The organism is Bradyrhizobium vignae (assembly GCF_004114425.1).
GTDB lineage: Bacteria > Pseudomonadota > Alphaproteobacteria > Rhizobiales > Xanthobacteraceae > Bradyrhizobium > Bradyrhizobium vignae.
On the sequence record NZ_RDQF01000011.1, the window covers coordinates 102,414 to 128,413 of the forward strand.

The 26,000-nt window shown below is 64.2% G+C and carries 26 protein-coding genes and 1 tRNA gene; 22 read left to right on the forward strand and 5 right to left on the reverse strand.

Annotation, left to right across the window (positions count from 1 at the left end):
* Positions 1-10: 10 nt before the first annotated feature.
* Entirely contained in the window at positions 11-1,351 is a 1,341-nt protein-coding gene (locus EAV90_RS12315) for an ABC transporter substrate-binding protein (RefSeq protein WP_122403238.1), read from the reverse strand.
* Positions 1,352-1,844: 493 nt separating this feature from the next.
* Between EAV90_RS12315 and EAV90_RS12320 the strand changes: the two genes are divergently transcribed.
* The gene (locus tag EAV90_RS12320; protein ID WP_122403239.1) at positions 1,845-2,642 is read left to right on the forward strand and encodes a Spy/CpxP family protein refolding chaperone; all 798 of its coding nucleotides are present in this window, start codon (positions 1,845-1,847) and stop codon (positions 2,640-2,642) included.
* A gap of 111 nt (positions 2,643-2,753) precedes the next feature.
* On the forward strand, positions 2,754-3,131 hold the full coding sequence (locus EAV90_RS12325; protein ID WP_122403240.1) for a response regulator: 378 nt from the start codon (positions 2,754-2,756) through the stop codon (positions 3,129-3,131).
* A gap of 60 nt (positions 3,132-3,191) precedes the next feature.
* On the opposite strand, the gene EAV90_RS39420 is transcribed toward EAV90_RS12325, so the two are convergent.
* The 3 genes from EAV90_RS39420 to glk all read right to left on the reverse strand — a co-directional run bounded on the left by EAV90_RS39420 (position 3,192) and on the right by glk (position 4,819).
* Entirely contained in the window at positions 3,192-3,347 is a 156-nt protein-coding gene (locus tag EAV90_RS39420) for a hypothetical protein (RefSeq protein ID WP_164936885.1), read from the reverse strand.
* Positions 3,348-3,490: 143 nt separating this feature from the next.
* Positions 3,491-3,694 (reverse strand): hypothetical protein, encoded by a 204-nt coding sequence (locus EAV90_RS12330; RefSeq protein ID WP_122403241.1) that lies wholly within the window; start codon positions 3,692-3,694, stop codon positions 3,491-3,493.
* A gap of 147 nt (positions 3,695-3,841) precedes the next feature.
* A complete protein-coding gene (glk, locus tag EAV90_RS12335; RefSeq protein WP_129143477.1) occupies positions 3,842-4,819 on the reverse strand; it encodes a glucokinase in 978 nt (325 codons plus the stop codon).
* A 276-nt stretch (positions 4,820-5,095) separates the two neighbouring features.
* On the opposite strand from glk, the gene pncA reads away from it, so the two are divergent.
* From pncA to EAV90_RS12425, 18 genes are all read left to right on the forward strand, one after another.
* Positions 5,096-5,722, forward strand: coding sequence for a bifunctional nicotinamidase/pyrazinamidase (pncA, locus tag EAV90_RS12340; protein ID WP_122406669.1), 627 nt, complete (start codon positions 5,096-5,098; stop codon positions 5,720-5,722).
* A 16-nt stretch (positions 5,723-5,738) separates the two neighbouring features.
* Positions 5,739-6,854 carry an alpha/beta fold hydrolase gene (locus tag EAV90_RS12345; RefSeq protein WP_122403242.1) on the forward strand — a complete coding sequence of 372 codons (1,116 nt, stop codon included), beginning with the start codon at positions 5,739-5,741 and terminating at the stop codon, positions 6,852-6,854.
* A gap of 140 nt (positions 6,855-6,994) precedes the next feature.
* Positions 6,995-9,028 carry an NAD(+) synthase gene (locus EAV90_RS12350; RefSeq protein ID WP_122403243.1) on the forward strand — a complete coding sequence of 678 codons (2,034 nt, stop codon included), beginning with the start codon at positions 6,995-6,997 and terminating at the stop codon, positions 9,026-9,028.
* A 528-nt stretch (positions 9,029-9,556) separates the two neighbouring features.
* Entirely contained in the window at positions 9,557-10,372 is an 816-nt protein-coding gene (locus EAV90_RS12355) for a sugar phosphate isomerase/epimerase family protein (protein ID WP_122403244.1), read from the forward strand.
* A gap of 29 nt (positions 10,373-10,401) precedes the next feature.
* Positions 10,402-12,039, forward strand: a complete 1,638-nt coding sequence (locus tag EAV90_RS12360; protein ID WP_122403245.1) for an ABC transporter substrate-binding protein — start codon at positions 10,402-10,404, stop codon at positions 12,037-12,039.
* A gap of 1 nt (position 12,040) precedes the next feature.
* A complete protein-coding gene (locus EAV90_RS12365) occupies positions 12,041-13,024 on the forward strand; it encodes an ABC transporter ATP-binding protein (protein WP_122403246.1) in 984 nt (327 codons plus the stop codon).
* A complete protein-coding gene (locus EAV90_RS12370) occupies positions 13,021-14,001 on the forward strand; it encodes an ABC transporter ATP-binding protein (protein ID WP_129143478.1) in 981 nt (326 codons plus the stop codon). The genes EAV90_RS12365 and EAV90_RS12370 overlap by 4 nt, the downstream gene beginning before the upstream one ends.
* On the forward strand, positions 14,001-14,930 hold the full coding sequence (locus tag EAV90_RS12375; protein ID WP_162500274.1) for an ABC transporter permease: 930 nt from the start codon (positions 14,001-14,003) through the stop codon (positions 14,928-14,930). Before EAV90_RS12370 ends, EAV90_RS12375 begins: the two co-directional genes overlap by 1 nt.
* Complete coding sequence (locus EAV90_RS12380; RefSeq protein WP_122403249.1) at positions 14,927-15,850, forward strand: ABC transporter permease; 924 nt, start codon at positions 14,927-14,929, stop codon at positions 15,848-15,850. Before EAV90_RS12375 ends, EAV90_RS12380 begins: the two co-directional genes overlap by 4 nt.
* A 267-nt stretch (positions 15,851-16,117) precedes the next feature.
* The gene (gene ilvD, locus EAV90_RS12385; protein WP_122403250.1) at positions 16,118-17,968 is read left to right on the forward strand and encodes a dihydroxy-acid dehydratase; all 1,851 of its coding nucleotides are present in this window, start codon (positions 16,118-16,120) and stop codon (positions 17,966-17,968) included.
* A gap of 399 nt (positions 17,969-18,367) precedes the next feature.
* Positions 18,368-18,685: a hypothetical protein gene (locus tag EAV90_RS12390; RefSeq protein ID WP_122403251.1), complete on the forward strand. Its 318-nt coding sequence runs from the start codon at positions 18,368-18,370 to the stop codon at positions 18,683-18,685.
* A 325-nt stretch (positions 18,686-19,010) separates the two neighbouring features.
* A complete protein-coding gene (locus EAV90_RS39425) occupies positions 19,011-19,334 on the forward strand; it encodes a hypothetical protein (RefSeq protein ID WP_162500275.1) in 324 nt (107 codons plus the stop codon).
* Positions 19,335-19,608: 274 nt separating this feature from the next.
* Positions 19,609-19,698 (forward strand) — tRNA-Ser (locus EAV90_RS12400).
* Positions 19,699-19,939: 241 nt separating this feature from the next.
* On the forward strand, positions 19,940-20,335 hold the full coding sequence (locus EAV90_RS12405; RefSeq protein WP_129143479.1) for a hypothetical protein: 396 nt from the start codon (positions 19,940-19,942) through the stop codon (positions 20,333-20,335).
* A gap of 721 nt (positions 20,336-21,056) precedes the next feature.
* Entirely contained in the window at positions 21,057-21,353 is a 297-nt protein-coding gene (locus EAV90_RS12410) for a hypothetical protein (protein WP_129143480.1), read from the forward strand.
* A 50-nt stretch (positions 21,354-21,403) separates the two neighbouring features.
* Positions 21,404-23,533, forward strand: a complete 2,130-nt coding sequence (locus EAV90_RS12415) for a VTT domain-containing protein (RefSeq protein WP_245509495.1) — start codon at positions 21,404-21,406, stop codon at positions 23,531-23,533.
* A complete protein-coding gene (locus EAV90_RS12420; RefSeq protein ID WP_122406671.1) occupies positions 23,533-24,240 on the forward strand; it encodes an endonuclease/exonuclease/phosphatase family protein in 708 nt (235 codons plus the stop codon). The genes EAV90_RS12415 and EAV90_RS12420 overlap by 1 nt, the downstream gene beginning before the upstream one ends.
* Before the next feature lie 212 nt (positions 24,241-24,452).
* On the forward strand, positions 24,453-24,644 hold the full coding sequence (locus tag EAV90_RS12425) for a hypothetical protein (protein WP_122403255.1): 192 nt from the start codon (positions 24,453-24,455) through the stop codon (positions 24,642-24,644).
* 124 nt (positions 24,645-24,768) lie between these two features.
* Here the strand turns inward: EAV90_RS12425 and EAV90_RS12430 are convergent, their stop codons facing one another.
* On the reverse strand, positions 24,769-24,963 hold the full coding sequence (locus tag EAV90_RS12430; protein WP_122403256.1) for a hypothetical protein: 195 nt from the start codon (positions 24,961-24,963) through the stop codon (positions 24,769-24,771).
* Positions 24,964-25,210: 247 nt separating this feature from the next.
* On the opposite strand from EAV90_RS12430, the gene EAV90_RS12435 reads away from it, so the two are divergent.
* On the forward strand, positions 25,211-25,531 hold the full coding sequence (locus EAV90_RS12435) for a DUF1476 domain-containing protein (RefSeq protein WP_162500276.1): 321 nt from the start codon (positions 25,211-25,213) through the stop codon (positions 25,529-25,531).
* Between the two features lie 86 nt (positions 25,532-25,617).
* Positions 25,618-25,932 (forward strand): hypothetical protein, encoded by a 315-nt coding sequence (locus EAV90_RS12440; RefSeq protein WP_376707307.1) that lies wholly within the window; start codon positions 25,618-25,620, stop codon positions 25,930-25,932.
* The last annotated feature ends 68 nt before the right edge of the window (positions 25,933-26,000 follow it).

Genomic DNA, 26,000 nt, shown 5'->3' on the forward strand with positions numbered 1-26,000 from the left:
CACGCCCGGCTTAGCTCCGCATGAAGCCTTCGCACTCGCCCTCGGCCCAGGCGAGCGCCTGATCCAACCTCTCGCCGCGCGCATAGCGCAGCGCCATCTTCGTCAGCGTCGCCTGGAAGTAGATCTGTTGCGCGATCTTGGGCGGCGCGGGCGACGCTGCGATCGACAGCGTCTGATGCTTGTAGGGATCCGGATAGTGGAAGAGCGTTCCCTTCGGCGGGCCTTCCTCCGCCCAGGTCTTGAACTTGGTCATGTTCGCGTAGGCCGGCAGGTCGTAGCCGCCGCTCACCGCAACGAACTTCTCGATCGACGATGGCGCGGACAGGTGAACGAGCAGGCTCTTGGCCGCCTCCTTGTTCTTGCCGAAGCTCCAGACGCCCCAGAAGTAGGGCAGGTACGGTGCGAACCGGCCCTTGGGACCGGACGGGAAGCCGTGCGTCCAGCACTGCTCGGCGACCTGCGGCGCATCGCGCTTGGCGACGGCCCAGGCGCTCGGCGGGTTGAGGATCATCGCGCCGCGGCCGGAGATCAGCCATTTGTTGTTCGAAGCGTCGTCCCATGACGGCGCATCCGGCGGCAGGAACGCGATCAGCTTCTTGTAGAATTCCATGGCCTGGCGGACCTGATCGGTCTTCACCGTGATATCGCCCTTGGCATTGACGAGCTCGGCGCCGAACGACTGGAAGATCGCGCCGGCGGTATCCACGCTGTCGGTGGTCTCGCCGAGACCGATGCCGAAGGCAAAGCCGGCCTTCTGGCAAGCCTCGGCCGCCTTCAGGAAGGTCTCCATGGTCCAGTTCTCCGCCTTGGGCGGAGCGCCGACCGGATACATCTCCTGCACGTCGATGCCGGCGTGCTTCTTCATCAGATCGATGCGGGAGCAGGGGCCTTTGATCTGGCTGCCGGGTGTCGCGGGCACCGCGAGCCATTTGCCGCCGGATTGTCCGAGATATTTGACGGTGCCGTTCACCTCGCCATTCTGCTTGAGGAGCGGCTCCATGACGTCGTTGAGCGGCTCGAGATTCTCGGCGTAGGCCTGCGGCCACCAGCTCGGCATCTGGAGAATGTCATGGCCAGATTTCGCCTGGGCTTCGGCGGCGGCGGTCAGCTCGATCTTTTTGTTGTTGCTGGTGATGTAGTCGATGGAGACTTCGACCTTCTCCTTCGCCGCCCATTCATTGACGAGATCGGTCGAGGCCTGGTTGGCGCCCGGCACCCAATGGTCCCAGAAGCCGATCGAGAGTTTGCCGGCAGCGTAGGCGCCCCGGACATAGGGCGCCGTGATCAGCGCCGCGGAGGACATTGCTGTGGCAGCCACAAATTGACGTCGCGTCAGTGTCTTTCGTGACATCTCGTTTCCTCGCTTGGGTGTTGTTGTTGGAGCTTCCTCTGAGAGACTTCTTTATTGAGTTCTTGTTGCTCGATTTTCTTATTTGCGCCGTCGGCCCGCGTGGTCAATTCACGGATGCCGCGGCAAATTGGTAGCGCGATCAGATCATGATTGATCGCGTCTGTCGAGAAAGCCGAATGGCTCCGCGTCTAGAACTAACGTTGTGTCCGGAAAACGTCGGACGCGTGTCGAGGCGACGGATCGCAGGGGCAGGGCGCTCGTTGTTTTTGCGACGCACACTTCGCGTCGATCCGTCTGGAAGGATCGGTGCGCATTTACGCCGCAGTTTCGAATAAGCCTGCATAACCGCTTCGCGCCAAAGACTTTTCGGGCGTGGACAGCGGATCGGATGCGTCTGGACCTCGAACCGGCGGAAACGATAGAGTTGCAGCTGGCCCGTGACTCCCCCCGATAGGCCAGTCAGAAAAGACTCAGAACAGAGATGGAGACGAGAATGACCGACACGGCGCCGTCAGCGCGGCTTTACCTGCGGCGATGCCTCGCGCTGGGCGCCGTGCTTACGCTGTTGCTCGGTGCCGCCGCGGTGGCGAATGCTCAAGGTTTGGTCAAAGGCGTTCAGGAAGGCGCCGCGGCCGGGAACAAGGCGGCAGGTCCGGTCGGTGGCGTGCTCGGCGGCGCGATCGGCGGCGTGGTTGGCGTCTTCACCGGCGTGCTCGGCGTCGGCAACAGCAACGGCAACAATCAGCCGCCGCCCGCCAAGGAGTCCAGCAAGGACGCCAAGCAGCAGGGGGCGGCCAAGGACAAGGATGCCAAGAGCGCCAAGGCGGGCAAGGGTGCCAAGGCGAGCAAGGAGGCGAAGAACGCGCCGCAGGACAACAAGGGCAATAAAGACAACAAGGATGTCACGGTCCTCACCCAGACCGGCGCGCCGCAGCTGACGGCCGAGCAGATTGTCGCCAACAGCGATTCCTATATCGAGCGGATCAAGACCGAGCTGAATCTGACGGCGGATCAGGAGAAGCACTGGTATGGCTTCGCGAGCGCGATGCACTACCTCGGGCATAATGGTGCAGAGCGGCTCAACCTGCGGGTTGCGCGCGCCAAGCGGGATCCACCCGACGACATCATCGAGCAGATGCGCAACGAAGCCCAGTTCCTGATTGATCGGGCTGCCGACCAACGCAACGTCGCCGACGCCGCCGAGCCGCTTTATTCGAGCCTCGACGACAAGCAGAAGCAGGTCTTCATTCAGGAGATGGTGCGCCTCAGCCACGAGCGCGGATTGGATTGATCAAGTTGAATCGGCTCGGACGCATCTGAATTGACGCGCCCGCCACGAATTCGTGAATCCTCTCCGCAATTCGGTTATGGTTAGCTTCGCAAGGCTGACTGCGGGGTTGATATGGCGGACGGACTCTCCGTTTTCCTGGTCGAAGACGAGGCGTTGATCCGGATGATGATCGCCGACATGGTGGAGGAACTCGGCCACCACGTCGTCGCGGAAGCAGACAATGTGCGCGACGCCAGCGCCTTTGCCATGACCGCGCAATACGATCTGGCCATCCTCGACATCAATTTGATGGGCGTCTACGTCGATCCGGTCGCCGACTTGATCGAGCGTCGCGGAAAACCGTTTCTGTTCGCCACAGGCTACGGCCCGGAACTGCTGCCGTCCTTGCTCCGGCGCAGGCCGATCCTGCGCAAGCCGATCGCGATCGATCAGCTCAAGGCGATGATCGATTCGATGTTTCCGGGAGCCCCGGACAAAGCTCAACACTGAGCACCAACGAAAATGGCCGCCCCTCTGGGCGGCCATTTGACGACGGAATTCGTCGCGCTCTCACATCAGGCCGGCGCCGAGGTCGATGCCGCGCGCCATCAGACCGAACGAGGCGACCACGCCCGTGCAGCAGAACAGCAAGATGGTCTTGAAGGACGAATCGGCGAAACGCGTCTCGACGGCGGCCGGCATCGCGATAAGTGAAATCATGCTCATGTTCATTCCCCCCTTGTTGATCCTGAATTGCATCAGGTGAGGGAACCTTTAGAGCAAAAAGTTTGACATGAGATTGCGAGGCGTCGTTAACGGAATCGGAAACGAATCCCGCGTTCTCAGCGGGCGCGACCGGATTGCAAGCCTCAGTTGCGACCGTTCCTCAGCACCATGGCGATGGTGTGAGCCGTCATGGCCGCGCGATCCGAAGCGCGCTGCGCAGCCAGCCGGTCACGGGCCTTTTCCTCGATCAGGAGTTCGATCAGGGCCAACCGCTTGTCTTCGCTGTCGGCTTCGCGCAACAGGCGGTGATAGCGGTGATAGTCGAAACCGAAATCCTGTTTACGCATGTCACGCCCCCGCAACTACGCCACACACGATGAGATTGTTTCTCATCTGAGATGTGTACGCAAGCGCGTTCCTGCCTGGAACCGGGCGCCCGCAGAAATCTGCTGTGAATTACCGTCGCCCGTGAGCGGCAAAGAGCGAACGGCCCGTCAATCCGAAGTGTGGTCGGCAAACATCTTCAGGCCGACGAAGCTCGCATCAGGCTTGATCACGAGCCTGGTCGGGATGTTGCGCAGATAATCCTGGAAGCGTCCCTTCGCTTCAAAGCGCGCCCGGAACGCGGAGGCCGCAAGGAATTCGTGAAAGCGCGGCACGATTCCGCCGGCGATATAGACGCCACCGCGGGCTCCGAAGGTCACCGCGAGATTGCCGGCGACCGAGCCAAGGATGGCGCAAAACATCTCCAGCGTCGCGCGGCTGACGGGACAACTGCCCTCCAGCGCGGATTTGGTGATGGCCGCGGCATCGCGATGCGGCACCTGGACGCCATCGATCTCAGCCAACGCTTCGTAGAGATTCTGCAGCCCGGAACCCGAGAGTGCGCCACGCTCGATGGAGACATGGCCGAGGCGTCGGCGCAAGCACGCAATCACACGTTCCTCGCGCTCGTTCTCAGCCGGCAGGGTCGCGTGCCCGGCCTCAGTGACGACGGCCAGTCGCGCGCCATGGCGTTCAATCAGACAGGAGACACCAAAACCGGTTCCTGGCCCGACCACCAGCAACGGCTCTCCGGGCAAGCCATCGCCTCCGCCCAGCGGGAGGAGGTCGGCAGGTTGCAAGGCGGGCAGGGACCAAGCCACCACCTCGAAGTCGTTCAGCACATGGACGCTGTCGAAGCCGAGCGCGGGCTGCAGCTCGTTGCCGTCGATGACCCAGGGGCTGTTGGTCATGACGCAGCGGTTGTTGGTGACGGGACCCGCCACCGCCAGCACTGCTCTTTTGGGCTGATCGCCGCCCGACCGGCGCGCCAGGACGTCCGCGATGGCTTCGCGGACGGTCGGAAAGTCGGCGACCTTCACATAATCGATATCGATCGGTCCGGTCTGATCGCTCAGGCTCAGTGCGAAGCGCGCATTGGTGCCGCCGATATCGGCGAGAAGAATCTTTCCTGTCCTGCCGATGCCCATGGCCCTGCGGCTTCCGCGGCCCTGGCGGCCCTCGGGAACCTTCGCCTCCGTTCCTGATCCGATCCGCAAACGCGGACGGTCTGAGGATCCTCGCTTGGTTGTTCCTAGTCAACACGGATAAGGTCAAACCGTTGCATCCTGGACGACCTTGTCCATCAGCGTCCATCAGCGCGGTATCGCCGCACGCGGTCTGTGGTTGCGAAGCTGCGCCGGAAGATCGACATTGGGAGGGGGCGTCCGGTGCTCGACACCGGGCGGCTCGAACGGGACCTTGCGATGAAGATTTCCGACCGCGACGTGCTGCTGGTGATCGACGTACAGAACGATTTCTGTACCGGTGGAGCGCTTGCCGTTCCCAGCGGCGAAAAGGTCGTCCCCGCCATCAATCGGATCGCCCAAAAATTCACCAATGTAGTACTGACCCAGGACTGGCATCCGCGCGACCACGTCTCGTTCGCGTCGAACCATGTTGGCAAGCAGCCGTTCCAGGCGATCGAGCTCGACTACGGCCGGCAGGTGTTATGGCCAGCGCATTGCGTGCAAGGCACGGCGGGGGCTGAATTTCATCGCGATCTCGACGTGACCCGGGCGAGCCTCGTGGTGCGCAAGGGCTTTCGCCGTGGCATCGATTCCTATTCGGCGCTGTTCGAGAACGACCATCGGACGCCGACCGGACTGCTCGGTTATTTGCGCGAACGCGAGCTGAAGACCGTCTTCGTCGCCGGTCTGGCGCTGGACTTCTGCGTCCGCTTCTCGGCGGAGGATGCGCGCAAGGCGGGGTTGGAGGTGGCCGTCATCGAGGATGCCTGCCGAGGCATCGATCTCGACGGCTCGGTGGCCGCGACCCATCAAAGCTTTCGGGATCTCGGGATCGCCGTCGTCAGCCTCGAGGCTTTCCTGTGAGGACATCGAGGTAGCCATGGTGGAAAAGACCGCCAAACAGACACGCGGATCAGGGCATGCTGCTGATGATCCGCGGCTGTGGCCGTTTGCGGCAGCGCAGCTTGCCATGGACGCCTGCTTCTGGTGGCTGGATCGTGGACCCGCGGAGCCGCGTGACAGCAGCCTGGCATGGACGACACCCAACAGCGTTGCATTGGAGCTCGCAACAATGCAGCTGCGCGATTGCTCGCAGATTCGGTCCGGCCAGCCGGCGCTGGTCTGCGCGCCCTATGCGCTGCATCGGGCCCTGATCGCCGATTTCGCCCCGGGCCACAGCGTGGTGCAGTCATTGCAGAATGGCGGTATCGACCGGGTCTATCTCACCGACTGGCGGTCGGCGACATCAGACATGCGCTATCTCTCGATCGACAGCTATCTCGGCGATCTCAACGTCGCCGTCGACGAGATCGGCGCGCCGGTCGATCTCGTCGGGCTCTGCCAAGGCGGATGGCTGTCGCTGCTCTACGCGGCGCGCTTTCCGGCCAAGGTGCGGCGGCTGGTCCTGGTCGGCGCTCCCGTGGACCTGTCGATCGATTCCTCGCTCTCCCGGCTCGCCCGCAACGCGCCCGGGATGGTCTACGACCAGCTCGTCGCGCGCGGCGGCGGCAATGTCAGCGGCGAGGAGATGCTGCGCTTCTGGTCCAAAGCGCCTGATGACGACGACATCGTAGCGGCCTTGCAGCGGGATCTCTCGGATGAGCAGGGAACGGCGCTGCTCGCGCGCTTCGACCGCTGGAATGCCGAGACGCTCAATCTGCCGGGCACCTACTATCTCGAGATCGTCAATGGGATTTTCCGGGAGAACATGATTGCCCGCGACGATTTCGTCGCACTCGGCCGCCCGGTTCGTCTGAAGGACGTCAAGTCGCCGATCTTCCTGCTCGCCGGGCTCGACGACGAAGTGGTGCCGGCGACGCAAGCGCTTGCCACCGCCCGGCTTGTCGGCACGCCGCCGGCCTTCATTGCGGCGGCTTCCGAGCCGAGCAACCATCTCGGCCTGTTCATGGGCGCGCGCACCCACGCGCATGCCTGGCCCCGGATCGCCGAATGGCTGCGCGAGGATCTGTCCGGTGTGCTGGCCCGCAGCGCCTGAGCTCGCCAGCGCTGGACAGGCCGTCTTGCAAATCCGGTATGCATGACGGCGGATGGCTCGCACGGGACCCTGTCGATGGGCTACATATGGTCCGGAGCTGACGGCTTCGGCAGCGAAGAGATTCAAGGGTACTGCGCTCGATGACTTTCCATTCGATCTACGCTCACGGATTTGCGCGCGTGGCGGCCTGTGTCACCACGTCCCATGTCGCCGATCCCACGGCCAACGCCAAGGCTGTCCTGGCCGCCGCCGATGCCTGCCACGAGCAGTCGGTGGCAGTTGCCGTTTTTCCTGAGCTCTGCCTGTCCGGCTATGCGATCGAAGATCTTGTGAAGCAGGATTCGCTGCTCGATGCGGTCGAGCGCGGGCTCGCCGCGATTGTTGAGGCCTCCGCCGGGCTGATGACGGTGCTGATCGTCGGGGCGCCGCTACGCTTTGGTCATCGCATCTACAATTGCGCCGTCGTTATTCACCGCGGCAACATCCTCGGTGTGGTGCCCAAGAGCTACCTGCCGACCTATCGCGAGTTCTACGAGGGACGGCATTTCGCCTCCGGCGCCGGCATCGCCGGAGAGACGATCGCCTTCGCCGGCCTGCACGCGCCGTTCGGCGTGGATCTCCTGTTCGCCGCTGAGGACGTTCCGGGCCTCACCATCGGCGTCGAGATCTGCGAGGACATGTGGATCCCGGTGACGCCGGCCTCCGAGCTCGCACTCGCGGGCGCAAGCGTGCTGATCAATCTTTCGGGCAGTCCGATCACGATCGGCCGGGCCCGCTCGCGCGCGCTGCTGTGCCAATCGACGTCGGCGCGCTGCCTCGCGGCCTACGTCTATTCCGCCGCCGGGGCAGGGGAATCCACCACCGATCTCGCCTGGGACGGCCAGACCTCGATCTACGAGAATGGCGTGCTGCTGGCCGAGGGCGAGCGATTCCGGCAGGGCGGCCAGATCACATATGCCGATGTCGATCTCGACCTGCTCAGGCAGGAACGCGCGCTGATGGGAACGTTCGACGACAACCGTCGGCAGCGCGAGGCGTTTTTCCGCAAGGTGACATTTGCCCTGAATCCGCCGGCGGCCGATATCGGCTTCCTGCGCAAGGTCGAGCGATTCCCTTTCGTGCCGAGCGACGAGAGCCTGCTCGAGCAGGATTGCTACGAGGCCTACAACATCCAGGTCGCCGGACTCGTGCAGCGCATGCGCGCGACCGGTACCAAGCGCGTCGTGATCGGCGTATCCGGTGGCCTCGATTCCACCCACGCGTTGATCGTCGCCGCCAAGGCGATCGACCTGCTCGGCCTGCCGCGTGAGAACATCCTTGCCTACACCATGCCCGGCTTTGCCACCGGCAGCGAGAGCAAGACCAACGCTCTGGCGCTGATGCAGGCGCTGCACACGAGCTGGCAGGAGCTCGACATCCGGACCACCGCGACCCAGATGCTGAAGGACATCGGCCACCCCTTCGGCAAGGGCGAGAAGGTCTATGATGTCACGTTCGAGAACGTGCAGGCGGGCCTTCGCACGGACTATTTGTTCCGGCTTGCCAACCATCACGGCGGCATCGTCATCGGAACCGGCGATCTCTCCGAGCTCGCGCTCGGCTGGTGCACCTATGGCGTCGGCGACCAGATGGCGCACTACAACGTCAATGCCGGCGTGCCGAAGACGCTGATCCAGCATCTGATCCGTTGGGTGATCTCCTCGAAGCAGTTCAGTGACGACGTCAACCGGACGCTTGGCTCGATCCTGGCCGCTGAAATCTCGCCCGAGCTCGTGCCGGTGCAGCCCGGCGAGAAACCGCAGAGCACGGAAGCGTCCGTTGGGCCTTACGAGCTGCAGGATTTCAACCTGTTCTATACGCTGCGCTTCGGCATGCGGCCGTCCAAGATCGCCTTCATGGCGCTACAGGCGTGGAAGGACGCCGAGAAGGGCGAATGGCCGCCGGCTTTTCCGAGCGACCGGCGCAGGGCCTATGATCTGCCGGAGATCCGCCGCTGGCTGGAAGTGTTCCTGCGCCGCTTCTTCGCCTTCAGCCAGTTCAAGCGCTCGGCCATGCCGAACGGGCCGAAGGTCTCGGCCGGCGGCTCACTGTCGCCGCGCGGCGACTGGCGCGCGCCGTCGGATTCGAGTGCGGCCGCTTGGCTCGAGGATCTGGAGCGGAACGTTCCGAACTGATCGGGCGGCGTTGGAGGAGGGACGATCTGACATCCGCCGGGGAAAAGATCAGCGTGACGTTCATGGCGCGGCTGACGCTGAAGGATGCGATGTGAGCTGACGCTCATCTCGAGCTGCTTCATGGCAGGCATGTGGGCTGAGGCATATGCTGGGACGCCCCGTGCTGATGGAAAGCGCGAGGTCCGGAGTGCCTAGGAGTCCGGACCTCGTCACCTTGCCCCAGCCTTCAATCCCCGCCCCATGTGGTCCCCCAACCCCATGTTGCGCGATCGGAGGTGATGCCCGTGGAGTGGCCGCCGATCGATGTCGCGCGATGTACGCGAAGGCCGGTTAGGATTCCATCCCGGATCACTACGGACATGAATACCGCTTGCCATCTGTTCATTCTGCGTCGGTCGCCATCGCAGATCTGCAGCGCGCGACCGACGGGATGTCCACATCCCATCGGGACCTCGCAACCTGCATTTCACGGGCCTGTCATTGAAGTGGTCTAGCGCTGCTGCCGTCATCACGGCCAGGGAGCATGCCATGTCGAAGCCGGTGTTGGGCGCCGCATTATCCATCAAATCGATCCCCGCGCATCGCGATTGGCTTCTCGAACGGCAGCGCGATCTGGAAATCCAGGACTTCTTCCGTGCCGATCTGCTCGAGAGCGACTGGCGCGCGACCGCCGGCGAGATCAAGCAGATGCTCGCCGGTTACACCGGCCGGCTCGGCATCCATGGCCCGTTCTGGGGCTTCAAGATCGACAGCCATGATCCCATGATCCGTCAGGCGGTGACCAAGCGCCTGCTCCAGGGGCTGGACGCCGCCGAGTTCCTCGGCGCAACGCAGATGGTGATCCATTCGCCGTTCACGACCTGGGACCACAACAATCTCGATCTCTATCCCGACAATCGCGGCAATCTCGTCGAACGCGTCAAGGCGACGCTCGCCGAGGTGATCGCGCGCGCCGAAACCATCGGCTGCGAAATCGTCATCGAGAACATCGAGGACAAGGATCCGCGCGACCGCGTGCGCCTTGCCAAGGCGCTCGAAAGCAGCAAGGTCCGCGTCTCGCTCGACACCGGCCACGCCAATTACGCGCATGTCTCCACCGGAGCGCCGCCGGTCGACTATTACGTCGAGACCGCCGGCGACATGCTGACGCATGTGCACCTGCAGGACACCGACGGCTTTGCCGACCGGCACTGGGCGCCGGGCGAAGGCAATATCCCCTGGATCGCCGTGTTCCGCGCCCTTGGCCGGCTGACGTCCAACCCGCGGCTCATCCTCGAGCTCCGTAACCACGACGACATCCGGAAGGGCGCCGCGCATCTCGCCGCGCTCGGTCTCGCTGAATAGTCGGATCGGAAAGGGCAGGGGTCATCATCATGAGCAAGCTCACCCGTCGCACCATCCTGACGTCCGGTGGTGCCGCCGCCGGCACATTGCTGCTGCCGCGCTTTGCGATCGCGCAAGGCGACAACCGTCCGTCGGTGACGATCGCCGTGCAGAAGGTTACCAATGCGAACGTGCTCGACGTGCTGCGCGAGCAATCCAATGTCGGCGAGCGCGTGTTCTTCTCCTCGATCTGGGAAGGCCTGATCTCCAAGAATTGGCGCGGCAATCTGGAAGCCGTGCCTGGCCTTGCGACCGAATGGCACCGCATCGACGATCAGACCGTCGAGGTGAAACTGCGACAGGGCGTTAAATTCCACAACGGCGACGAGCTGACGGCGGAAGACGTCGTCTTCACCTTCAGCCGCGAGCGCATGTTCGGCGAGACCGAGGCCAAGAGCCGCTCCACCATCCAGGCCTTTGAGAAAATCCCGACGCCGCGCCCGGGCAAGGAGCTGCCGCCGGATGTGCCGGCCGTCGCCCGCCGGATCTGGCCCGACCTCGTGCGCGTCGATGCCGTCGACAAGTACACCGTGCGCTTCTACAACGCGACGCCCGATGTCACGATCGAGGGCCGGCTGTCGCGCTACGGCTCCGACATCATGAACCGCCGCGCCTGGGAAGAGTCCGCCAGCTATCTCGACTGGGCGCGCAAGCCGATCACGACGGGTCCGTACAGGGTCGTCGAGCTCAAGCCCGACGTGTCGCTGACCCTCGAAGCGCATGACGAATATTGGGGCGGCCGCCCGCCGCTCAAGCGCATCCGTTTCCTCGAAGTGCCTGAAGTCGCGAGCCGCATCAACGGTCTCTTGTCGGGCGAATACCAGTTCGCCTGCGACATCCCACCGGACCAGATCGCCGGCATCGAGAAGAACGCCGCGTTCGAAGTGCAGGGCGGCACCATCCTCAATCACCGGCTGACCGTGTTCGACAAGAACCACGCCGTGCTCGCCAACCCGCTTGTCAGGCGTGCCTTCACCCACGCGATCGACCGCCAGGCCATCGTCGACAGCCTGTGGGCCGGCCGCACCCGCGTGCCGAAGGGGCTGCAGTGGGAATTCTACGGCGACATGTTCAATGCCGACTGGAACGTGCCGGCCTACGATCCCAAGCTCGCGCAGGATCTGTTGAAGCAGGCGGGCTACAAGGGCGATCCGATTCCCTATCGCCTGCTCAACAACTACTACACCAACCAGGTCGCGACCGCGCAGATCCTGGTCGAGATGTGGAAGTCGGTCGGGCTCAACGTGCAGATCGAGACCAAGGAGAACTGGTCGCAGATCATGGAGCGTGCGCCGACCCGCGCCGTGCGCGACTGGTCGAACTCGGCCGCGTTCAACGATCCGGTGTCCTCGCTGGTCGCCCAGCACGGCCCGAACGGCCAGCAGCAGCAGATCGGCGAATGGACCAATGTCGAGCTCAACAAGCTCTCGGAGTTCCTGGAGACCTCGACCGACCGCGCCGCCCGCAGGAAGGCATTCCACCGCATGCTCGAGATCGCCGAGCGCGAAGATCCCGCCTACACGGTGCTGCACCAGAACGCGACCTTCACGGCCAAGCCGAAGTCGATCAAGTGGAAGGCGGCGCCCGCCTTCGCGATGGATTTCCGCGCCGGCAATTTCGAGGCCTGACGTGCCGCCGCTGGTCAGCATCCGGGACTTGCGCGTCGCCTTCAACGGCGTGCCGGTCCTGCGCGGCGTCGACATTGTCTTGCAGAGGGGCGAGGCCCTCGGCCTCGTCGGGGAGTCCGGCTCCGGCAAGTCGGTGACGTGGCTGGCCGCGCTCGGTCTGTTGCCCCGGCATGCGCATGTCACAGGCTCGGTGCAGCTCGAGGGACGAGAGATCCTCGGCGCGCCGGCAGCCGAGCTCGATCATGTCAGGGGCGGGCGCATCGCCATGATCTTCCAGGATCCGGCGAGCGCGCTCAATCCGGTGCTGACCATTCGCAAGCAGCTCTGCGAAGCACTGGCGCTGCATCGTGATCTCCAAGGCAGCGCCGTGAAGACGGAAGCACGGCGGCTGCTCGAACTCGTCGGCATTCCCGATGCGGCGCGGCGGTTAGAGGCCTATCCGCACGAATTCTCCGGCGGGCAGATCCAGCGCATCATGATCGCGATGGCGCTGGCCGGAAATCCCGATCTCCTGATCGCGGACGAGCCGACCACGGCGCTCGACGCCACCATCCAGGCCCAGATCCTGGAGCTGCTCTCTACGGTCCGCCGCGAGCTCGGCATCGCGATGGTGCTGATCAGCCACGATCTCGGCGTCGTCGCGGAGAATTGCGACCGTGTCGCGGTGATGTATGCCGGCCGCATCGTCGAGGACGCCCCGAGCAACCAGCTGTTCGCCGATCCCGTGCATCCCTACGCGCAGGGCCTGATCGGCGCACTGCCGCCGCTCGACGGACCGCGGCGGCGTCTCACCGCTATTCCTGGAACGGTGCCCGATCCCGCGCAGATGCCAAGCGGCTGCGCTTTCGCGCCGCGCTGCGCGCTGGCAGCCGAACCGTGCGGCCTGGCCGCGCCGAGCCTGGCGCCAATCGCGAACGACCGCAGCGTCGCCTGCATCCGCGCCGAGGCTTCGCGCCGCGCGCTGCTCGGGATCGCCGCCGAATGAGCGCGCCGCTCGTCGAGGTCTCCGCGATCTCGCGCACCTATTCGATGCGCTCCGGAATGTTCGGCCGAGCGACGGCTGTGCATGCCGTCGACGCCGTGTCGCTCACGATTGCCAGAGGCCAAACGCTGGGCCTTGTCGGAGAGTCCGGCTCGGGCAAGTCGACCACGGGGCGGATCGTGCTCGGCCTCGAGCCGTCCGATAGCGGCGAGGTGCGGTTTGGCGGCAAGCCCATGGCCGCGCCGGGAACAGCCGTGTGGCGCGCCCAGCGCGCGCGCATGCAGATGATCTTCCAGGACCCGCTGGGGGCGCTGGACCGGCGCCTGCCGGTCGCAACGCAGATCCGCGAGCCGCTCGACATCCACGGCCTCGGCACGCCCGCGATGCGCGAGGAGCGCGTGCGCGAATTGCTGCGCGCGGTCGAGCTGACACCGGCGCAGCGCTATCCGGGCGCGCTGTCCGGCGGCCAGCGCCAGCGTATCGTGCTGGCGCGGGCGCTGGCGACCAAGCCCGATTTTCTCGTCTGCGACGAGCCGGTCAGCGCGCTCGACGTCTCGATCCAGGCGCAGGTGGTGAACCTGCTCGCCGATCTCCAGGCCCAGCTGTCGCTGACGCTGCTGTTCATCAGCCACGACCTGCGCGTCGTCAGGCAGATCAGCAATGTCGTCGCCGTGATGTATCTCGGCCGCATCGTCGAGATCGGCAGCGCCGACGATCTCTTTGCGCGCCCCGAGCACCCCTATACGGAGGCACTGGTCTCGGCCTCGCCCGCGCCGGGCCGCCGCAGCGCCGGCCGGATCGTGCTGTCAGGCGATCCGCCGAACCCGGCGGCGCGCCCGCAAGGCTGCGCCTTCCATCCGCGCTGCCCGCGCGCGATTGCACGCTGTGCGAGTGAGGTGCCGACGCTCGCGGCCATCAGCGGTGACAGACGGGTCGCGTGCCATCTCGTCACGGGCACGCCGGCGCGGGACGCGGCGTGATGGGACGCTATTTCGCCATTCGGATCGGACGCGCGGCGCTGACGATCGTGCTCGTCGTCACCTTCGCGTTCGTCGTGCTGCGTCTCTCGGGCGATCCCGCGCTGATGATCCTGGGACCCGAGGCGCCGCCTGAGGTGCTCGCGGCGTTTCGCAAGGCCTGGGGCCTCGATGATCCCATCTGGTTTCAGTATCTCGACTATTTCGGCGCCATCGCCAGGGGCGAGCTCGGCCGCTCCATGCGCGACGGCCGGCCCGCGATCGAGCTGGTGCTGGAGCGGATTCCGGCGACGCTGGCGCTGACCTTGCCGGCCTTCGTCTTCAAGGTCGCGCTCGGCATTCCCGCCGGCATCTACGCCGCGCTGCATCGCGGCTCGGGCATCGACCGTGCCGTGATGATGACGGCGGTGGCTGGTTTCACGGTACCGAGCTTCGTGCTCGCGCTGGTGCTGGTGCTCGTCTTCGCCGTGCAGCTCGGCTGGCTGCCCTCAGGCGGGCAAGACAGTTGGCGCCACGCCATCCTGCCGATCGCAACGCTGAGCCTCGGCGGAGCTGCTGTGCTGGCGCGCTTCACCCGCAGCGCAATGCTCGAAGTGCTGGGCCAACCCTACATCCGCACCGCCTCGGCCAAAGGCGTGCCGTGGCGCAAGGTGGTGACCTCGCATGCGCTGCCGAACGCGGCGATCCCGACTGTCACCATTCTCGGCTTCATGGTGGGTACGCTGATGGCCGGCGCGGTCGTGGTCGAGAGCGTGTTTGCCTGGCCGGGAGTAGGGCGCCTGCTCGTCGTCGCGGTCGCCAACCGCGACCTCGCGGTCGTGCAATGCATCCTTCTGCTGGTTGCCATGACCATGGTGACGTCCAACCTGGTCGTCGACTTCCTCTACGGCTTCCTCGATCCGCGGCTGCGCAGCAAAGGAGCGCACGCATGACCGACGCGACGCTGAAGGACACCAAGGCGTTTTCAAGCGACGTGGATTCCGTCTCGCGTAAAGAAAACGCGTCAAGACTAGGATCTAGCGTCCGCCGCCGCATCAGCCTGCCGGCGATTCCTGTCTCGGTTGCGCTCGCGATCTCCTGGATCGTGGCGATGCTCGTCATTGCGGCTTTCGCGGAGAAGATCGCACCTTACGGCTTCACCCAGCTCGACCTGCGCAACCGGCTCTCGGCGCCCGGCAATGCCGCGCACTGGCTGGGTACCGACGAGCTCGGCCGGGACGTGTTGTCGCGGTTGCTCGTCTCCATCCGCATCTCGCTGCTGATCGCCTTCGGCGCCACCGCGATCTCGGCGATGGTCGGCACCACGCTCGGCTTCCTCGCCGCGCATTTCCGAGGGCTGGTGGAGCAGCTCGTGCTGATGCTGTCCGACTTCCAGGCCAGCATGCCCTTCCTGATCATGGCGCTGGCGGTGCTCGCCTTTTTCGGCAACTCGCTGCCGCTCTTGATCGGCCTGATGGGCCTGTTCGGCTGGGAGCGCTACGCCCGCATCGCGCGCGGCCTTGCGATCTCCGCCAATGCGCAAGGCTACGCCGTCGCCGTCCGCCAGCTTGGCGCAACGCCGTCGCGGATCTATCTCCGACACATCCTGCCCAACATCGCCTCCACCCTGATCGTCTCGACCACGCTGGTCTTCCCAGAGGTGATCCTGACGGAATCCGGCCTGTCGTTCCTCGGTCTCGGCGTGCAGCCGCCGATGACCAGCCTCGGCAACATGGTCGGCTATGGCCGCGAATACCTCACCCGGGCACCCTGGATCATGCTGGCGCCGGCGACCACCATCGTCGTCACCACGCTGGCGGTGTCAGTAATCGGCGACTGGCTGCGCGACCGGCTCGATCCGACGCTGCAGTAAGTGCTCCGTCATGGCCGGGCTTGTCCCGGCCATCCACGTCTTTGCCGCGCAGAACCAAGAACGTGGATGCCCGGGACAAGCCCCATGACGACTGAGACCGCCTGCGCCCACGCGCCGGGAGCAGGGGAGGCCTGCACGGGGCCGATCCGGGCCGTTTCGCGGCAAGTTCCCGTTGCGCCCGCCGGGTCCGTGCGCTATCCGGCCGGAAAGGCCTGAGGCGGCTTTCATTTTCTGCCCGGCCCAAGCCAATCGAGGACGGAAACCGCCATGCCAGCCTATCGCTCCCGCACCACCACCCACGGCCGCAACATGGCGGGCGCCCGCGGCCTCTGGCGTGCGACGGGCATGAAGGACGGCGATTTCGGCAAGCCGATCATCGCGGTCGTCAACTCCTTCACCCAGTTCGTGCCCGGCCACGTCCATCTCAAGGATCTCGGCCAGCTGGTGGCGCGCGAGATCGAGCAGGCCGGCGGCGTGGCGAAAGAGTTCAACACCATCGCAGTCGACGACGGCATCGCCATGGGCCATGACGGCATGCTCTACAGCCTGCCCTCTCGCGAGTTGATCGCCGACAGCGTCGAGTACATGGCCAACGCGCACTGCGCCGACGGACTCGTCTGCATCTCCAACTGCGACAAGATCACGCCCGGCATGCTGATGGCCGCGCTGCGGCTCAACATCCCCGCCGTGTTCGTCTCGGGCGGCCCGATGGAGGCCGGCAAGGTCAAGCTCGAGGGCAAGACCAGGGCCGTCGACCTCATCGACGCCATGGTGGCCGCCGCCGACTCCAAGGTCAGCGACGACGACGTCAAGGTGATCGAGCGCTCGGCCTGTCCGACCTGCGGCTCCTGCTCGGGCATGTTCACCGCCAATTCCATGAACTGCCTCACCGAGGCGCTTGGCCTCGCGCTGCCCGGCAACGGCTCGGTGGTCGCAACCCATGCCGACCGCAAGCGCCTGTTCGTCGAGGCCGGCCACACCATCGTCGATCTCGTCCGCCGCTACTACGAGCAGGACGATGCTTCGGTCCTGCCGCGCAACATCGCGAACTTCAAGGCGTTCGAGAACGCCATGACGCTCGACATCGCGATGGGCGGCTCTACCAACACCGTGCTGCATCTGCTCGCCGCCGCCCATGAAGGCCAGGTCGAGTTCACCATGCGCGACATCGACCGGCTGTCGCGCCGGGTGCCCGTGCTCTGCAAGGTCGCGCCGTCAGTGGCTGACGTGCACGTCGAGGACGTGCACCGCGCCGGCGGCATCATGGGCATTCTCGGCGAGCTCGACCGCGCCGGGCTGATCGACACTTCGGTCTCGACCGTGCACGCGCCGACCATGAACGAGGCATTGGAGCGCTGGGACATCAAGCGCACCAAGAGCGAACAGGTGCGCACCTTCTATCGCGCCTCGCCCGGCGGCATCCCGACCCAGGTCGCGTTCAGCCAGGAGCGCCGCTATGACGAGCTCGATGCCGACCGCGAGAAGGGCGTCGTGCGCGATCTCGAACATGCCTTCAGCAAGGACGGCGGTCTCGCCGTGCTCTACGGCAACCTCGCGCAGGACGGCTGCATCGTGAAGACCGCCGGCGTCGACGCCTCGATCCTGAAATTCTCCGGCCCCGCGCGCGTGTTCGAGAGCCAGGACGCCGCGGTCGAAGGCATTTTGGGCGGCAAGGTCGTCGCCGGTGACGTCGTCGTCGTGCGCTATGAAGGCCCGCGCGGCGGCCCCGGCATGCAGGAGATGCTGTATCCGACGAGCTATCTGAAATCGATGGGCCTCGGCAAAGCCTGTGCGCTCGTTACCGACGGCCGTTTCTCCGGCGGCTCCTCGGGCCTGTCGATCGGCCATCTGTCGCCGGAAGCTGCCGAAGGCGGCACCATCGGTCTCGTGCGCGACGGCGACCTAATCGCCATCGACATCCCGAACCGCAGCATCAGCCTGGAAGTCTCCGACGAGGAGCTCGCCAAGCGCCGCGCTGCGGAGGAGGCGAAGGGCGATGCCGCCTGGCAGCCGCAGAGCCGCAAGCGCAACGTCTCGACCGCGCTTCAGGCCTATGCCGCGCTCACCACCAGCGCCGCGCGCGGCGCGGTGCGCGAGGTGAAGCGGCGCTCGAGATAGGCGCCTGATCGGCACGTCACAGGCTGGATCGACGGTCTTCCGGAACGGCTCGCGGCTCCACGCGAGCGCGCGGATGCGCCGTTGCAGGAAACACGGAGCCGAAGAGAAGATTCGGAAAGAACGGCCCCCGCTTCCCGGGGCGTGGGCTGTTGGGGGTGGGAGCGGGAGCCGTTTGCGAAGTGGGCACCCGACGCGCGGGCTCGCCCGCCAGGCCCGGTCAACTTAGTGCATTTGTCCACACCTCGCTATTTAATTCTTATTATTTTTTATTTTATTTTCGATTTAATCGTGCCATCCTGAGAAACATCGCCGAAATTCATGTTTTCCGAATCCGGCCGAGGCGGTCACCATATCGAGATCCGTCCGCAACGCTCCGGATTGCCACTAGCGGAGCTAGCCATGAGTCATTCTCCATCACTCGTGCCGCAAATTACGACAGACCAGGACGTCTATCTCGTGCTCGATGATTTCGGCCGCCGGCTGGGCCGCGCCTGGTGTGAAACTGCCGAGGAGGATGCCAATCGCGCGACCCTGCTCAGACATCTCGCCGAAGGGCAGTATCTGCATCCCACACGCATCGTGGCCTTCAATACCGCGGAGGGATGGTCGCGGGATGCCACCGCCGAAATCGCCGACGAGCTGCGCCGCCGCTTCGTCGAACTCGAGGAGACCGATCCCTCGCTGCTGGAGTTCCTGGAAAGAGCCGCGAGGCGTTGAGGCTCGACCATCGGCGGAAGAAACTTCCGCTCGAACGAGTACCGCGGCGATGTCGAATTGCCGGAGCAGCGATCACGCTCTCGCTCGTCATGCGGACTTCGGAGCAGACGCCCATCGCGCGCCAATGCGCGTGGTCAATGAGTTCTTACCGGTTCGCCGCGATCAGCCGTTCGCGTTAAGGATGCCCCGACGAAGTTCGGCCAGGCAAGGTCTTGCGGCGTATACTCCCGCGACACTTCGCAAATCCATTTCGGGCAATTGGGGCACCACTGCAATGTCTCGTACTCTCGCCGTTGTTTTTTCCACTGCCGTCGCCGCGATGTCCATGACGGACGCAGCCTCCGCAGGCTGCTACAATTGCTATGCGCCGCCGTCGTGCACGACCTGCTATCAGCAGCAATATGTGCCGCCGCAATACCGTACCGTCGACGAGACCGTGATGGTCTCGCCCGGCGCCGTCGTCGCGCACCGCACGCCGGCGCAGTATCGCACCGTGATGGTGCCGCAGACCGTGATGGTGGCGCCCCCGAGCGTCCAGTACGAACGCATCCCGCCGCAATACGCCACGCGCCAACGCGTCGAGATGGTCTCGCCAGGCTATTCCTACTACGCCCCGGTGCAGATGGGCTGCGCGTCCTGCGGCTACTGATGCCACGTAACAGAACCGGCTTCGAGCGGCGCTCCTCCTGGGGCGCCGGTTTCGTTTGCGAGCAGCAAAACGAGGCCCGGGCATGGAGACCAATCCAACCCGGGCCTCGCAACCTGCGACGCCCTGGGAGATGTCGCCGGTATCGGGATTGCTAGGCGTGCAGCCTAAGGCAACAGGCTGACGCTTGCCTGACAAGGAGCTGGGAGGCGAGGGCGCCCAACTTCGCGTTGCCTTGCGCAGTCGACTGGGTTAAGCGACAGCCATTCCAAGCTCAGGAAGGGTGGCCGAGTGGTTTAAGGCACCGGTCTTGAAAACCGGCGTGCCCGCAAGGGTACCGTGGGTTCGAATCCCACCCCTTCCGCCAAAAGCTAAGCAAAATCAATTTATTATCTCTATTGGGCGCGGCTGTACACAAACGAACGTGCAATCGACCGTGGCTTAGACCCAGACGTCTTCACCTCATTGGGCGTGGCAATCTTGCTGGCGCCGTCGCCGTTCGGCTTATCGCATGCCGCCTCAAACAGAGAGGCCCGCCAGCGTGAACCGAACCATTCACGGGGGGTTCATACCGGCTGAAGCACCCTGCGCCTTGTGGAGGTTGTCGGATGATTATTATCGGGCTCGTCGCAGCGCTACTCACGGGTCAGGCTTTGCCGGCGATGGAGACTCACCAGCCCATCCAGCAGGTCCAGTATGGCGTCCCCAGGCACCCTCCGCCGTGCGGCGACGGCTGGGACGTCAGCGCCCGTGACGGCATGTGCTATCCAAACGGATACCTTCCTCCTCAAGAACAGGCCGCGAGGCAGTACTATTATCGCGGGGGCGGCTACGGCCATGGCAGATATCCGGTGCCCTGCGGCCATGGCGCCGACGTCGATATCCGAGATGGACAATGCTATCCAAACGGAACGGTACCCCCGCAGTTTCAGCAGGGCCGAGGGTACTACGGCGGTGACTACTACGATCGCGGTCCCCGACGCCGATATTATCGCTATTATTGAGCCCGCCAGCGTGAACCGGCGGGCCGAGGAGACTTCAGGCTGGGCGGCCTTCCATCATCTGCTGGAGGTCCCGCAGGAGTGAAGCGACCACCGGCTCGGGATCGCTCCCATCCACGCCGCCGAAAACCTCCCCGTCGATCTCCAGGCATCGCCACGTGGGCGCTTGTTGTGCCAGTGCGCCTTGATCTTAGATGCCCAGCTCATCAGTGATACCAGTGCTCCACGGAATATCCGTGTACGGCGTAGAATGAGCGCGGCATCGACGTCCGCGGTGCGGGCCGCGGCCACCTTGCCCGTGGCCTCGCGGAATTTGTCTGCAGCCTCGCGCCAGGCCTTGTGGTCCGAAGCGCCGGCGCGCCTCGCCATAACGACGAACGACAGCGGGGCAGGAACGCCCTCGAACGTCAGAGATTAGCCCGACAGGAAGTTTCACAGCGGGCCACGCATGTTCTTCTTTTTCTCGAACCGGCTGGGATGTCTCGGCTCGCTGCTGATCTCCGGCCTGGTCACTGTCGCACTTCTGTTCCTGTTCGGGATCATTCGATTCTAAGCGCCAGCGCGTGGTCCAAGTCGATGCTTCAACCAAGTCGATGCTTCAACCAAGTCGATGCTCCAACCAAGCCGATGCTCCAACGACGGAGAAACACATCCCGAAGCTTGCAGGAACCTGGCCTTGGCTCGCCTGTTGTTCGCACTCTCGACCCATTCATGGAGAGCGCTTGTGGAAAGTACGATCATCGGGGAATTCGATACGCGCCGCGGCGCCGAGCTCGCAGTTGAGCATGTCGTGCAGGAATGCGGCGTGCCGCGAAGCGATGTGTTCGTTCAAGCCGCCGGCGGCGCCAACACGGTGGGGACCCGTCCGGCAGGTAGCGACGTCAAGGCGTCGCCCGCGCCGGAGGGGCGGCAGAAGCTGGAAGGTCCGATCGAGGTCTCCGTGGATTTTCACGGCGATGCGCCCGAGAAGATCGCAGATGTCTTGAGGAGCGCGGGTGCAAAGAGCGTGCATACCAGGTAACGGCATTCGCACGCACTGAAGACGTGGAACCCCTTGAGCGTCCGGCGCGTTTGGACGAAAACGCGAATTGCGAGGTCCACCTGCTTCAGAGTTCATCGACCCTGATGCCCGGCGACACCGTCTGGCGGCGGTGTGAAGCGCAGCGTGTGGCGGTTCTGAATGATGCTGCCGTTTATTTCGCGGCCCTCCGGCAAGCGCTGCTGGAAGCGCAAGATCTCGTCTATATCATCGGATGGGATATCCATAGTGAAACCAGGCTGGTCGGCGCTTCCGGGCGCGCAGATGACGGCTTGCCCGAACAACTCGGCGCCTTCCTGCGCGCGCTCGTTCATCGCCGCCCGACCTTGCGGATCGACATCCTCGTCTGGGACTTCGTCTCGTTTTACGCCTCCGAAAGGGAATGGAACTCTGCAGCGAAATTTACCGCCGAAACATATGGCCGCGTCCGGTTTCATCTGGATGCCACGCTTCCGTTTGGATCGGCGCAACACCAGAAGATCGTCTGTATCGACGGTTCACTGGCGTTCGTCGGCGGGCTCGATCTGACGATCAGGCGCTGGGACACGAGCGAGCATCGTGCCGTTCACGAATTGCGCTGCGATCCCGAGGGTAAGCCATACCCGCCCTTTCATGATGTTCAATGCATGGTCGACGGGGAGGCTGCGGCCTCGCTCCTCGACATTGCGGAAGGGCGATGGCGTGCGGCAGGGGGAAAGGCGCACGACCGGCGCGCGCCGAGGAGCAGTCGCTGGCCGGCGAATGTACCGATCGAGGCCGAGCATATGCCGGTCGGCATCGCCAGGACCGAGGTCGTCTGTCCTGCAGGCTCGAGCATCAATGAGGTCGAACGCTCGTTGATTGCAGCGATCCGGTCCGCGACGAGTTTCATTTACATCGAGAACCAGTTCACCAGCGCCATCAAGATCGCGCGTGAACTGGTGGAGCAGATGCTTCGCGTGCCTTCGCTTCGGGTACTGGTGGTCGCGCCCAAGCTGCACTCCTCATGGCTGGAATCCCAGGCCATGCAAAACGGCCGCGGAGCTTTCATCGATTGCTTCGGCACGGCGGGTATCGCGGATCGCATCCGCTTCGTCTACCCGGTCTCACGCAGCGGGGACACGGACGCTGCCGTGATGGTGCACAGCAAGCTCATCATCGTCGATAACAGGATCTTGAGGATCGGCTCGGCCAACCTGAACAATCGGTCGATGGGGGCCGACAGCGAATGTGACCTGATTTTTGAAGCCGCAACCGAGGAGCATCGGGATTTCATCGCGTCGGTCCGCCGCCGCCTGATCGCCCATTTCTGTGGTCTCGACGAACAGATCATAGGGCAAAACGAGGATCGTCTTTTCGCTGTGCTGGACGACGTGGCGAGCGCCGATGGGGCGAAGACGCTGCGGGACGTGGAGTGCTCGGTCCTGACCAGTACGCTGGCCACAATGGTTCAGCCCGTGGCGGATCTTGAGCGGCCTCTTCATCTGGAACGGGCGGCATCGCGCATGTGGCGCACGAAGACCATAATTGGCATTGCGTCGATAGCGGTGGGGCTTTTCGGACTGGGAATGGCTTGGTCGTACACGTCATTGACTGATTTTGCCGACGCCGCGCATATCTCGGCTCTACTGTCTGCCTACTCGCAGTCCATCTGGGGTCCACTGTTCGCGATCACCGCGTTTGTCGTCGGCGGGCTGGTCGTGTTTCCGGTTCTCGTGCTCATTGCAGCTACTGCTGCCGCACTCGGGCCATGGCTGGGCTTCGTCACCGCAATGGCCGGCGTCTTGCTCAGCGCTTTCGTTCTTTTTGTGATCGGGCGGTCACTTGGCCGAGAACGCCTCCAGAAGTTGCTCGGCCGACGTGCGGGGCGCATCCAGGAACGTGTCGTGGGCGAGGGCATTCTGGCTGTCGTCGTGATCCGGATGATTCCCGTCGCACCATTCTCGTTGGTGAATGTCGTGGCCGGAGCGAGCACGCTGCCGCTGCGCGACTTCCTGGTTGGAACTCTGCTGGGCATGATGCCCGGAATTCTCGCCATGGCCGTTCTGGGCGCTCAGATCGCGGATCTGGCCAGGAATGCCTCCTGGAGCAACATTTTGCTGCTGGCCCTGGCATTTCTGGGCTGGCTCGGGATCTGCGCGGGCGCACAATTCGTCGCGACGTGGCTCGCTGGGAGGCGCTGATGGCGCCGATGCGCTTCATGACCTGGAATGTGCACGGCACGTTCAATCTCAATCCGACATTCGATCTGGAGGGGGTTTGCTGCATCATTCGCAAGTGGTCGCCGGATGTCGTGGCGCTTCAGGAGGTGGATTCGCGATCGCGGTCCGACGATCCGTTTGCGAAGCTGGCGAGTGTCGTCGGCGATCATCGCGTTCACGCCAAGTCGATCGTCACTCGGGATGGCGAGTACGGTCAGATGCTCCTGAGCCGCTTTCCGTTCTCCAGCGTGCCCGAGATCGTCGACGTATCGTATCGGGAGCGGGAACCACGCAGAGCGATTGCCACGGGACTGCTGACACCTTTTGGCGATGTGCGCGTGGTGGCCACTCATCTCGGCCTCAGTGTCCACGAGCGCTATGCGCAGGCTCGGGCTCTGGCGAGCCTGGTGAAACCTGGAAGGACCGTCGTCCTCGGCGACTTCAACGACTGGTTCTGGGTGAAGTCGGTGCGGCGCGTGCTCGCGCAGGTCTGTCCAAACCGTACGCGGCTTCGAACCTTCCCGGCGCGTCTGCCCCTTCTACGGCTCGACAGGATCTATGCAACGCCCGACAGCCGGTTTGGGAACGTTTGGACCGACCGAGAGGCAAGGGCTTATTCCGACCATTTGCCTGTGCTTGCAGACATCGAGATGGAGATGTCGTCGGCTGACGGAAGAGGACCTTCGTGAGACCGATCGGCTGTCCTGGTGATTTTCCGAAGACGGCAGTACGGACTGTTTGGCCCGACGGCTCGACCGCCATTTGCGCGGATGCAAAAGGTGTTGTCGCAGCAGGACTTAGCTACTGTGCATGGGGTTGTTTTGCGAGTTATTGCGTCTGCGCTCAAGGGCCCCTCAGCTCGCCAAGCGGAACTTTTTCCTTGCCGCTACGTTGATTTGGCATGACTGAAGACCTTTCCTTCCGACGCAAACCCCTGACCCCCGAACAGCGCCACGCGCGCGATGCGGCACGCCGGATCGAGGCGGAGAAGGCCATGCGCGATTATGAAGCGGCGCAGAAGGCGTTTTACGCCAACAAGGAACGGCTGAAGGCCGAGCGGCTGGCCCGCGAAGCAGCGGCAGCGAAAGGCTGAGCGAACGCGCACGCCGCCCGATCTCTGAATCGCTTCACCCGACTGGGTTCCGGCGGCCAGTGCCGCTTGGACGTGCCCCTTGAACGTGCCCCTTGGACGTGCCCCTTGGACGTGCTCCTTGGCCTCAGGCCACCTTGAGCGCCTGGACGGCTTCTGCAAACGCCCCGCGGGGTGATTGTGCCTCGATCGCTTCGGCCGCGGCGCGACAATCGTCGGCGACCTTCGGCAGCCCGCTTCGTACGCGATCCAGGGTGGAGAGGGCGGCCTGCTCCAGGCAGACCCGTTCAAGCCGTCGAAACTCCCGCAGCTCTCTCTTCATGCGTCAGCTCTCGATGTCTCCGCGCCATGCGGCGCTGAATCTGCTTAACGAGTTGTAAGCATTCCGAGCCTTGAGCGAATTGACTGGCGCGGGGCTTCCCGTGCACCCGGCCTGGGGCGCATCGCCAGGCTTGACGGCGTTCGGCTTCCGGGAGGAAGCTTCAAATGATCCTAAACTGACGTGAACCGCGGAGACGTTCGCTCCCAGCAGGTCCGATCCTCATCAGCGAAATCAGATGGAGCTGACCATGACCACGTTCGACAAGCGCGAGCAGGGCTTTGAGGCCAAATTCGCCCGCGACGAGGAATTCATGTTCAAGGCGACCGCGCGGTCCAACAAGCTGCTCGGGCTGTGGGCCGCAGGCCAGCTCGGGCTCAGCGGCGATGCTGCGGCACGCTACGCAACCGCGCTGGTGACGGATCATCTGGAGAGCCGGACGATCGACGATGTCGTCGGCAAGGTGTCGGGTGATCTCGCAGACAAAGGCGTCGCGCGTGAGCAGGTCGCTCAGAAGCTTCAGGAGTGTCTGCACCAGGCGCTGGCGCAGCTCGAAGCGGACAAGCAGTGAGAGATGGCCGGCGGAAGACGCGATGCGGTTGCCGCCTTCCATGGGCGGTGCTGTTTCGTGCTACCGTCGCGATCGGCGGTCTTGCGATGGCGACGAACCGGAGGTGGGGCGTGTCTGGAAACTGTTTTGGCAAGTGGTCCGGTGCGGTCACATGCGCGGGCATCATGCTGGTTGGTGCAGGCGGCGCCGAGGTCTCGGCGACGCCGCTGACGCCGTTTCGCTACGAGGCTCAGGCGCAGCGTCATTGCCCGCACGACAGGGTGGTCTGGCTCGATTTCAGGAAGGGCATCTACTACCGCAAGGGTCAGAAGCGCTACGGCCAGGGCTTCGACGGCAGCTTCGTTTGCCTGCGCGAGGCCGGCGACAGCTTCTATCGCCGTTCGCTGTTGGGCCTGCGCTGAGCGGCGCGTCCCCGGAGCTCGCGGTCAACTGACGAAGCTGTGTGCTGTGTCGCGATGGCTTGGCTGGA

Excerpts from the sequence above, each read along its gene's own strand:
- EAV90_RS12315 (WP_122403238.1), bottom strand. The coding sequence starts at position 1,351 with ATGTCACGAAAGACACTGACGCGACGTCAATTTGTGGCTGCCACAGCA.
- EAV90_RS12320 (WP_122403239.1), top strand. The coding sequence starts at position 1,845 with ATGACCGACACGGCGCCGTCAGCGCGGCTTTACCTGCGGCGATGCCTC.
- EAV90_RS12325 (WP_122403240.1), top strand. The coding sequence starts at position 2,754 with ATGGCGGACGGACTCTCCGTTTTCCTGGTCGAAGACGAGGCGTTGATC.
- EAV90_RS39420 (WP_164936885.1), bottom strand. The coding sequence starts at position 3,347 with ATGAGCATGATTTCACTTATCGCGATGCCGGCCGCCGTCGAGACGCGT.
- EAV90_RS12330 (WP_122403241.1), bottom strand. The coding sequence starts at position 3,694 with ATGCGTAAACAGGATTTCGGTTTCGACTATCACCGCTATCACCGCCTG.
- glk (WP_129143477.1), bottom strand. The coding sequence starts at position 4,819 with ATGGGCATCGGCAGGACAGGAAAGATTCTTCTCGCCGATATCGGCGGC.
- pncA (WP_122406669.1), top strand. The coding sequence starts at position 5,096 with ATGAAGATTTCCGACCGCGACGTGCTGCTGGTGATCGACGTACAGAAC.
- EAV90_RS12345 (WP_122403242.1), top strand. The coding sequence starts at position 5,739 with ATGGTGGAAAAGACCGCCAAACAGACACGCGGATCAGGGCATGCTGCT.
- EAV90_RS12350 (WP_122403243.1), top strand. The coding sequence starts at position 6,995 with ATGACTTTCCATTCGATCTACGCTCACGGATTTGCGCGCGTGGCGGCC.
- EAV90_RS12355 (WP_122403244.1), top strand. The coding sequence starts at position 9,557 with ATGTCGAAGCCGGTGTTGGGCGCCGCATTATCCATCAAATCGATCCCC.
- EAV90_RS12360 (WP_122403245.1), top strand. The coding sequence starts at position 10,402 with ATGAGCAAGCTCACCCGTCGCACCATCCTGACGTCCGGTGGTGCCGCC.
- EAV90_RS12370 (WP_129143478.1), top strand. The coding sequence starts at position 13,021 with ATGAGCGCGCCGCTCGTCGAGGTCTCCGCGATCTCGCGCACCTATTCG.
- EAV90_RS12375 (WP_162500274.1), top strand. The coding sequence starts at position 14,001 with ATGGGACGCTATTTCGCCATTCGGATCGGACGCGCGGCGCTGACGATC.
- EAV90_RS12380 (WP_122403249.1), top strand. The coding sequence starts at position 14,927 with ATGACCGACGCGACGCTGAAGGACACCAAGGCGTTTTCAAGCGACGTG.
- ilvD (WP_122403250.1), top strand. The coding sequence starts at position 16,118 with ATGCCAGCCTATCGCTCCCGCACCACCACCCACGGCCGCAACATGGCG.
- EAV90_RS12390 (WP_122403251.1), top strand. The coding sequence starts at position 18,368 with ATGAGTCATTCTCCATCACTCGTGCCGCAAATTACGACAGACCAGGAC.
- EAV90_RS39425 (WP_162500275.1), top strand. The coding sequence starts at position 19,011 with ATGACGGACGCAGCCTCCGCAGGCTGCTACAATTGCTATGCGCCGCCG.
- EAV90_RS12405 (WP_129143479.1), top strand. The coding sequence starts at position 19,940 with ATGATTATTATCGGGCTCGTCGCAGCGCTACTCACGGGTCAGGCTTTG.
- EAV90_RS12420 (WP_122406671.1), top strand. The coding sequence starts at position 23,533 with ATGGCGCCGATGCGCTTCATGACCTGGAATGTGCACGGCACGTTCAAT.
- EAV90_RS12425 (WP_122403255.1), top strand. The coding sequence starts at position 24,453 with ATGACTGAAGACCTTTCCTTCCGACGCAAACCCCTGACCCCCGAACAG.
- EAV90_RS12430 (WP_122403256.1), bottom strand. The coding sequence starts at position 24,963 with ATGAAGAGAGAGCTGCGGGAGTTTCGACGGCTTGAACGGGTCTGCCTG.
- EAV90_RS12435 (WP_162500276.1), top strand. The coding sequence starts at position 25,211 with ATGACCACGTTCGACAAGCGCGAGCAGGGCTTTGAGGCCAAATTCGCC.
- EAV90_RS12440 (WP_376707307.1), top strand. The coding sequence starts at position 25,618 with ATGGCGACGAACCGGAGGTGGGGCGTGTCTGGAAACTGTTTTGGCAAG.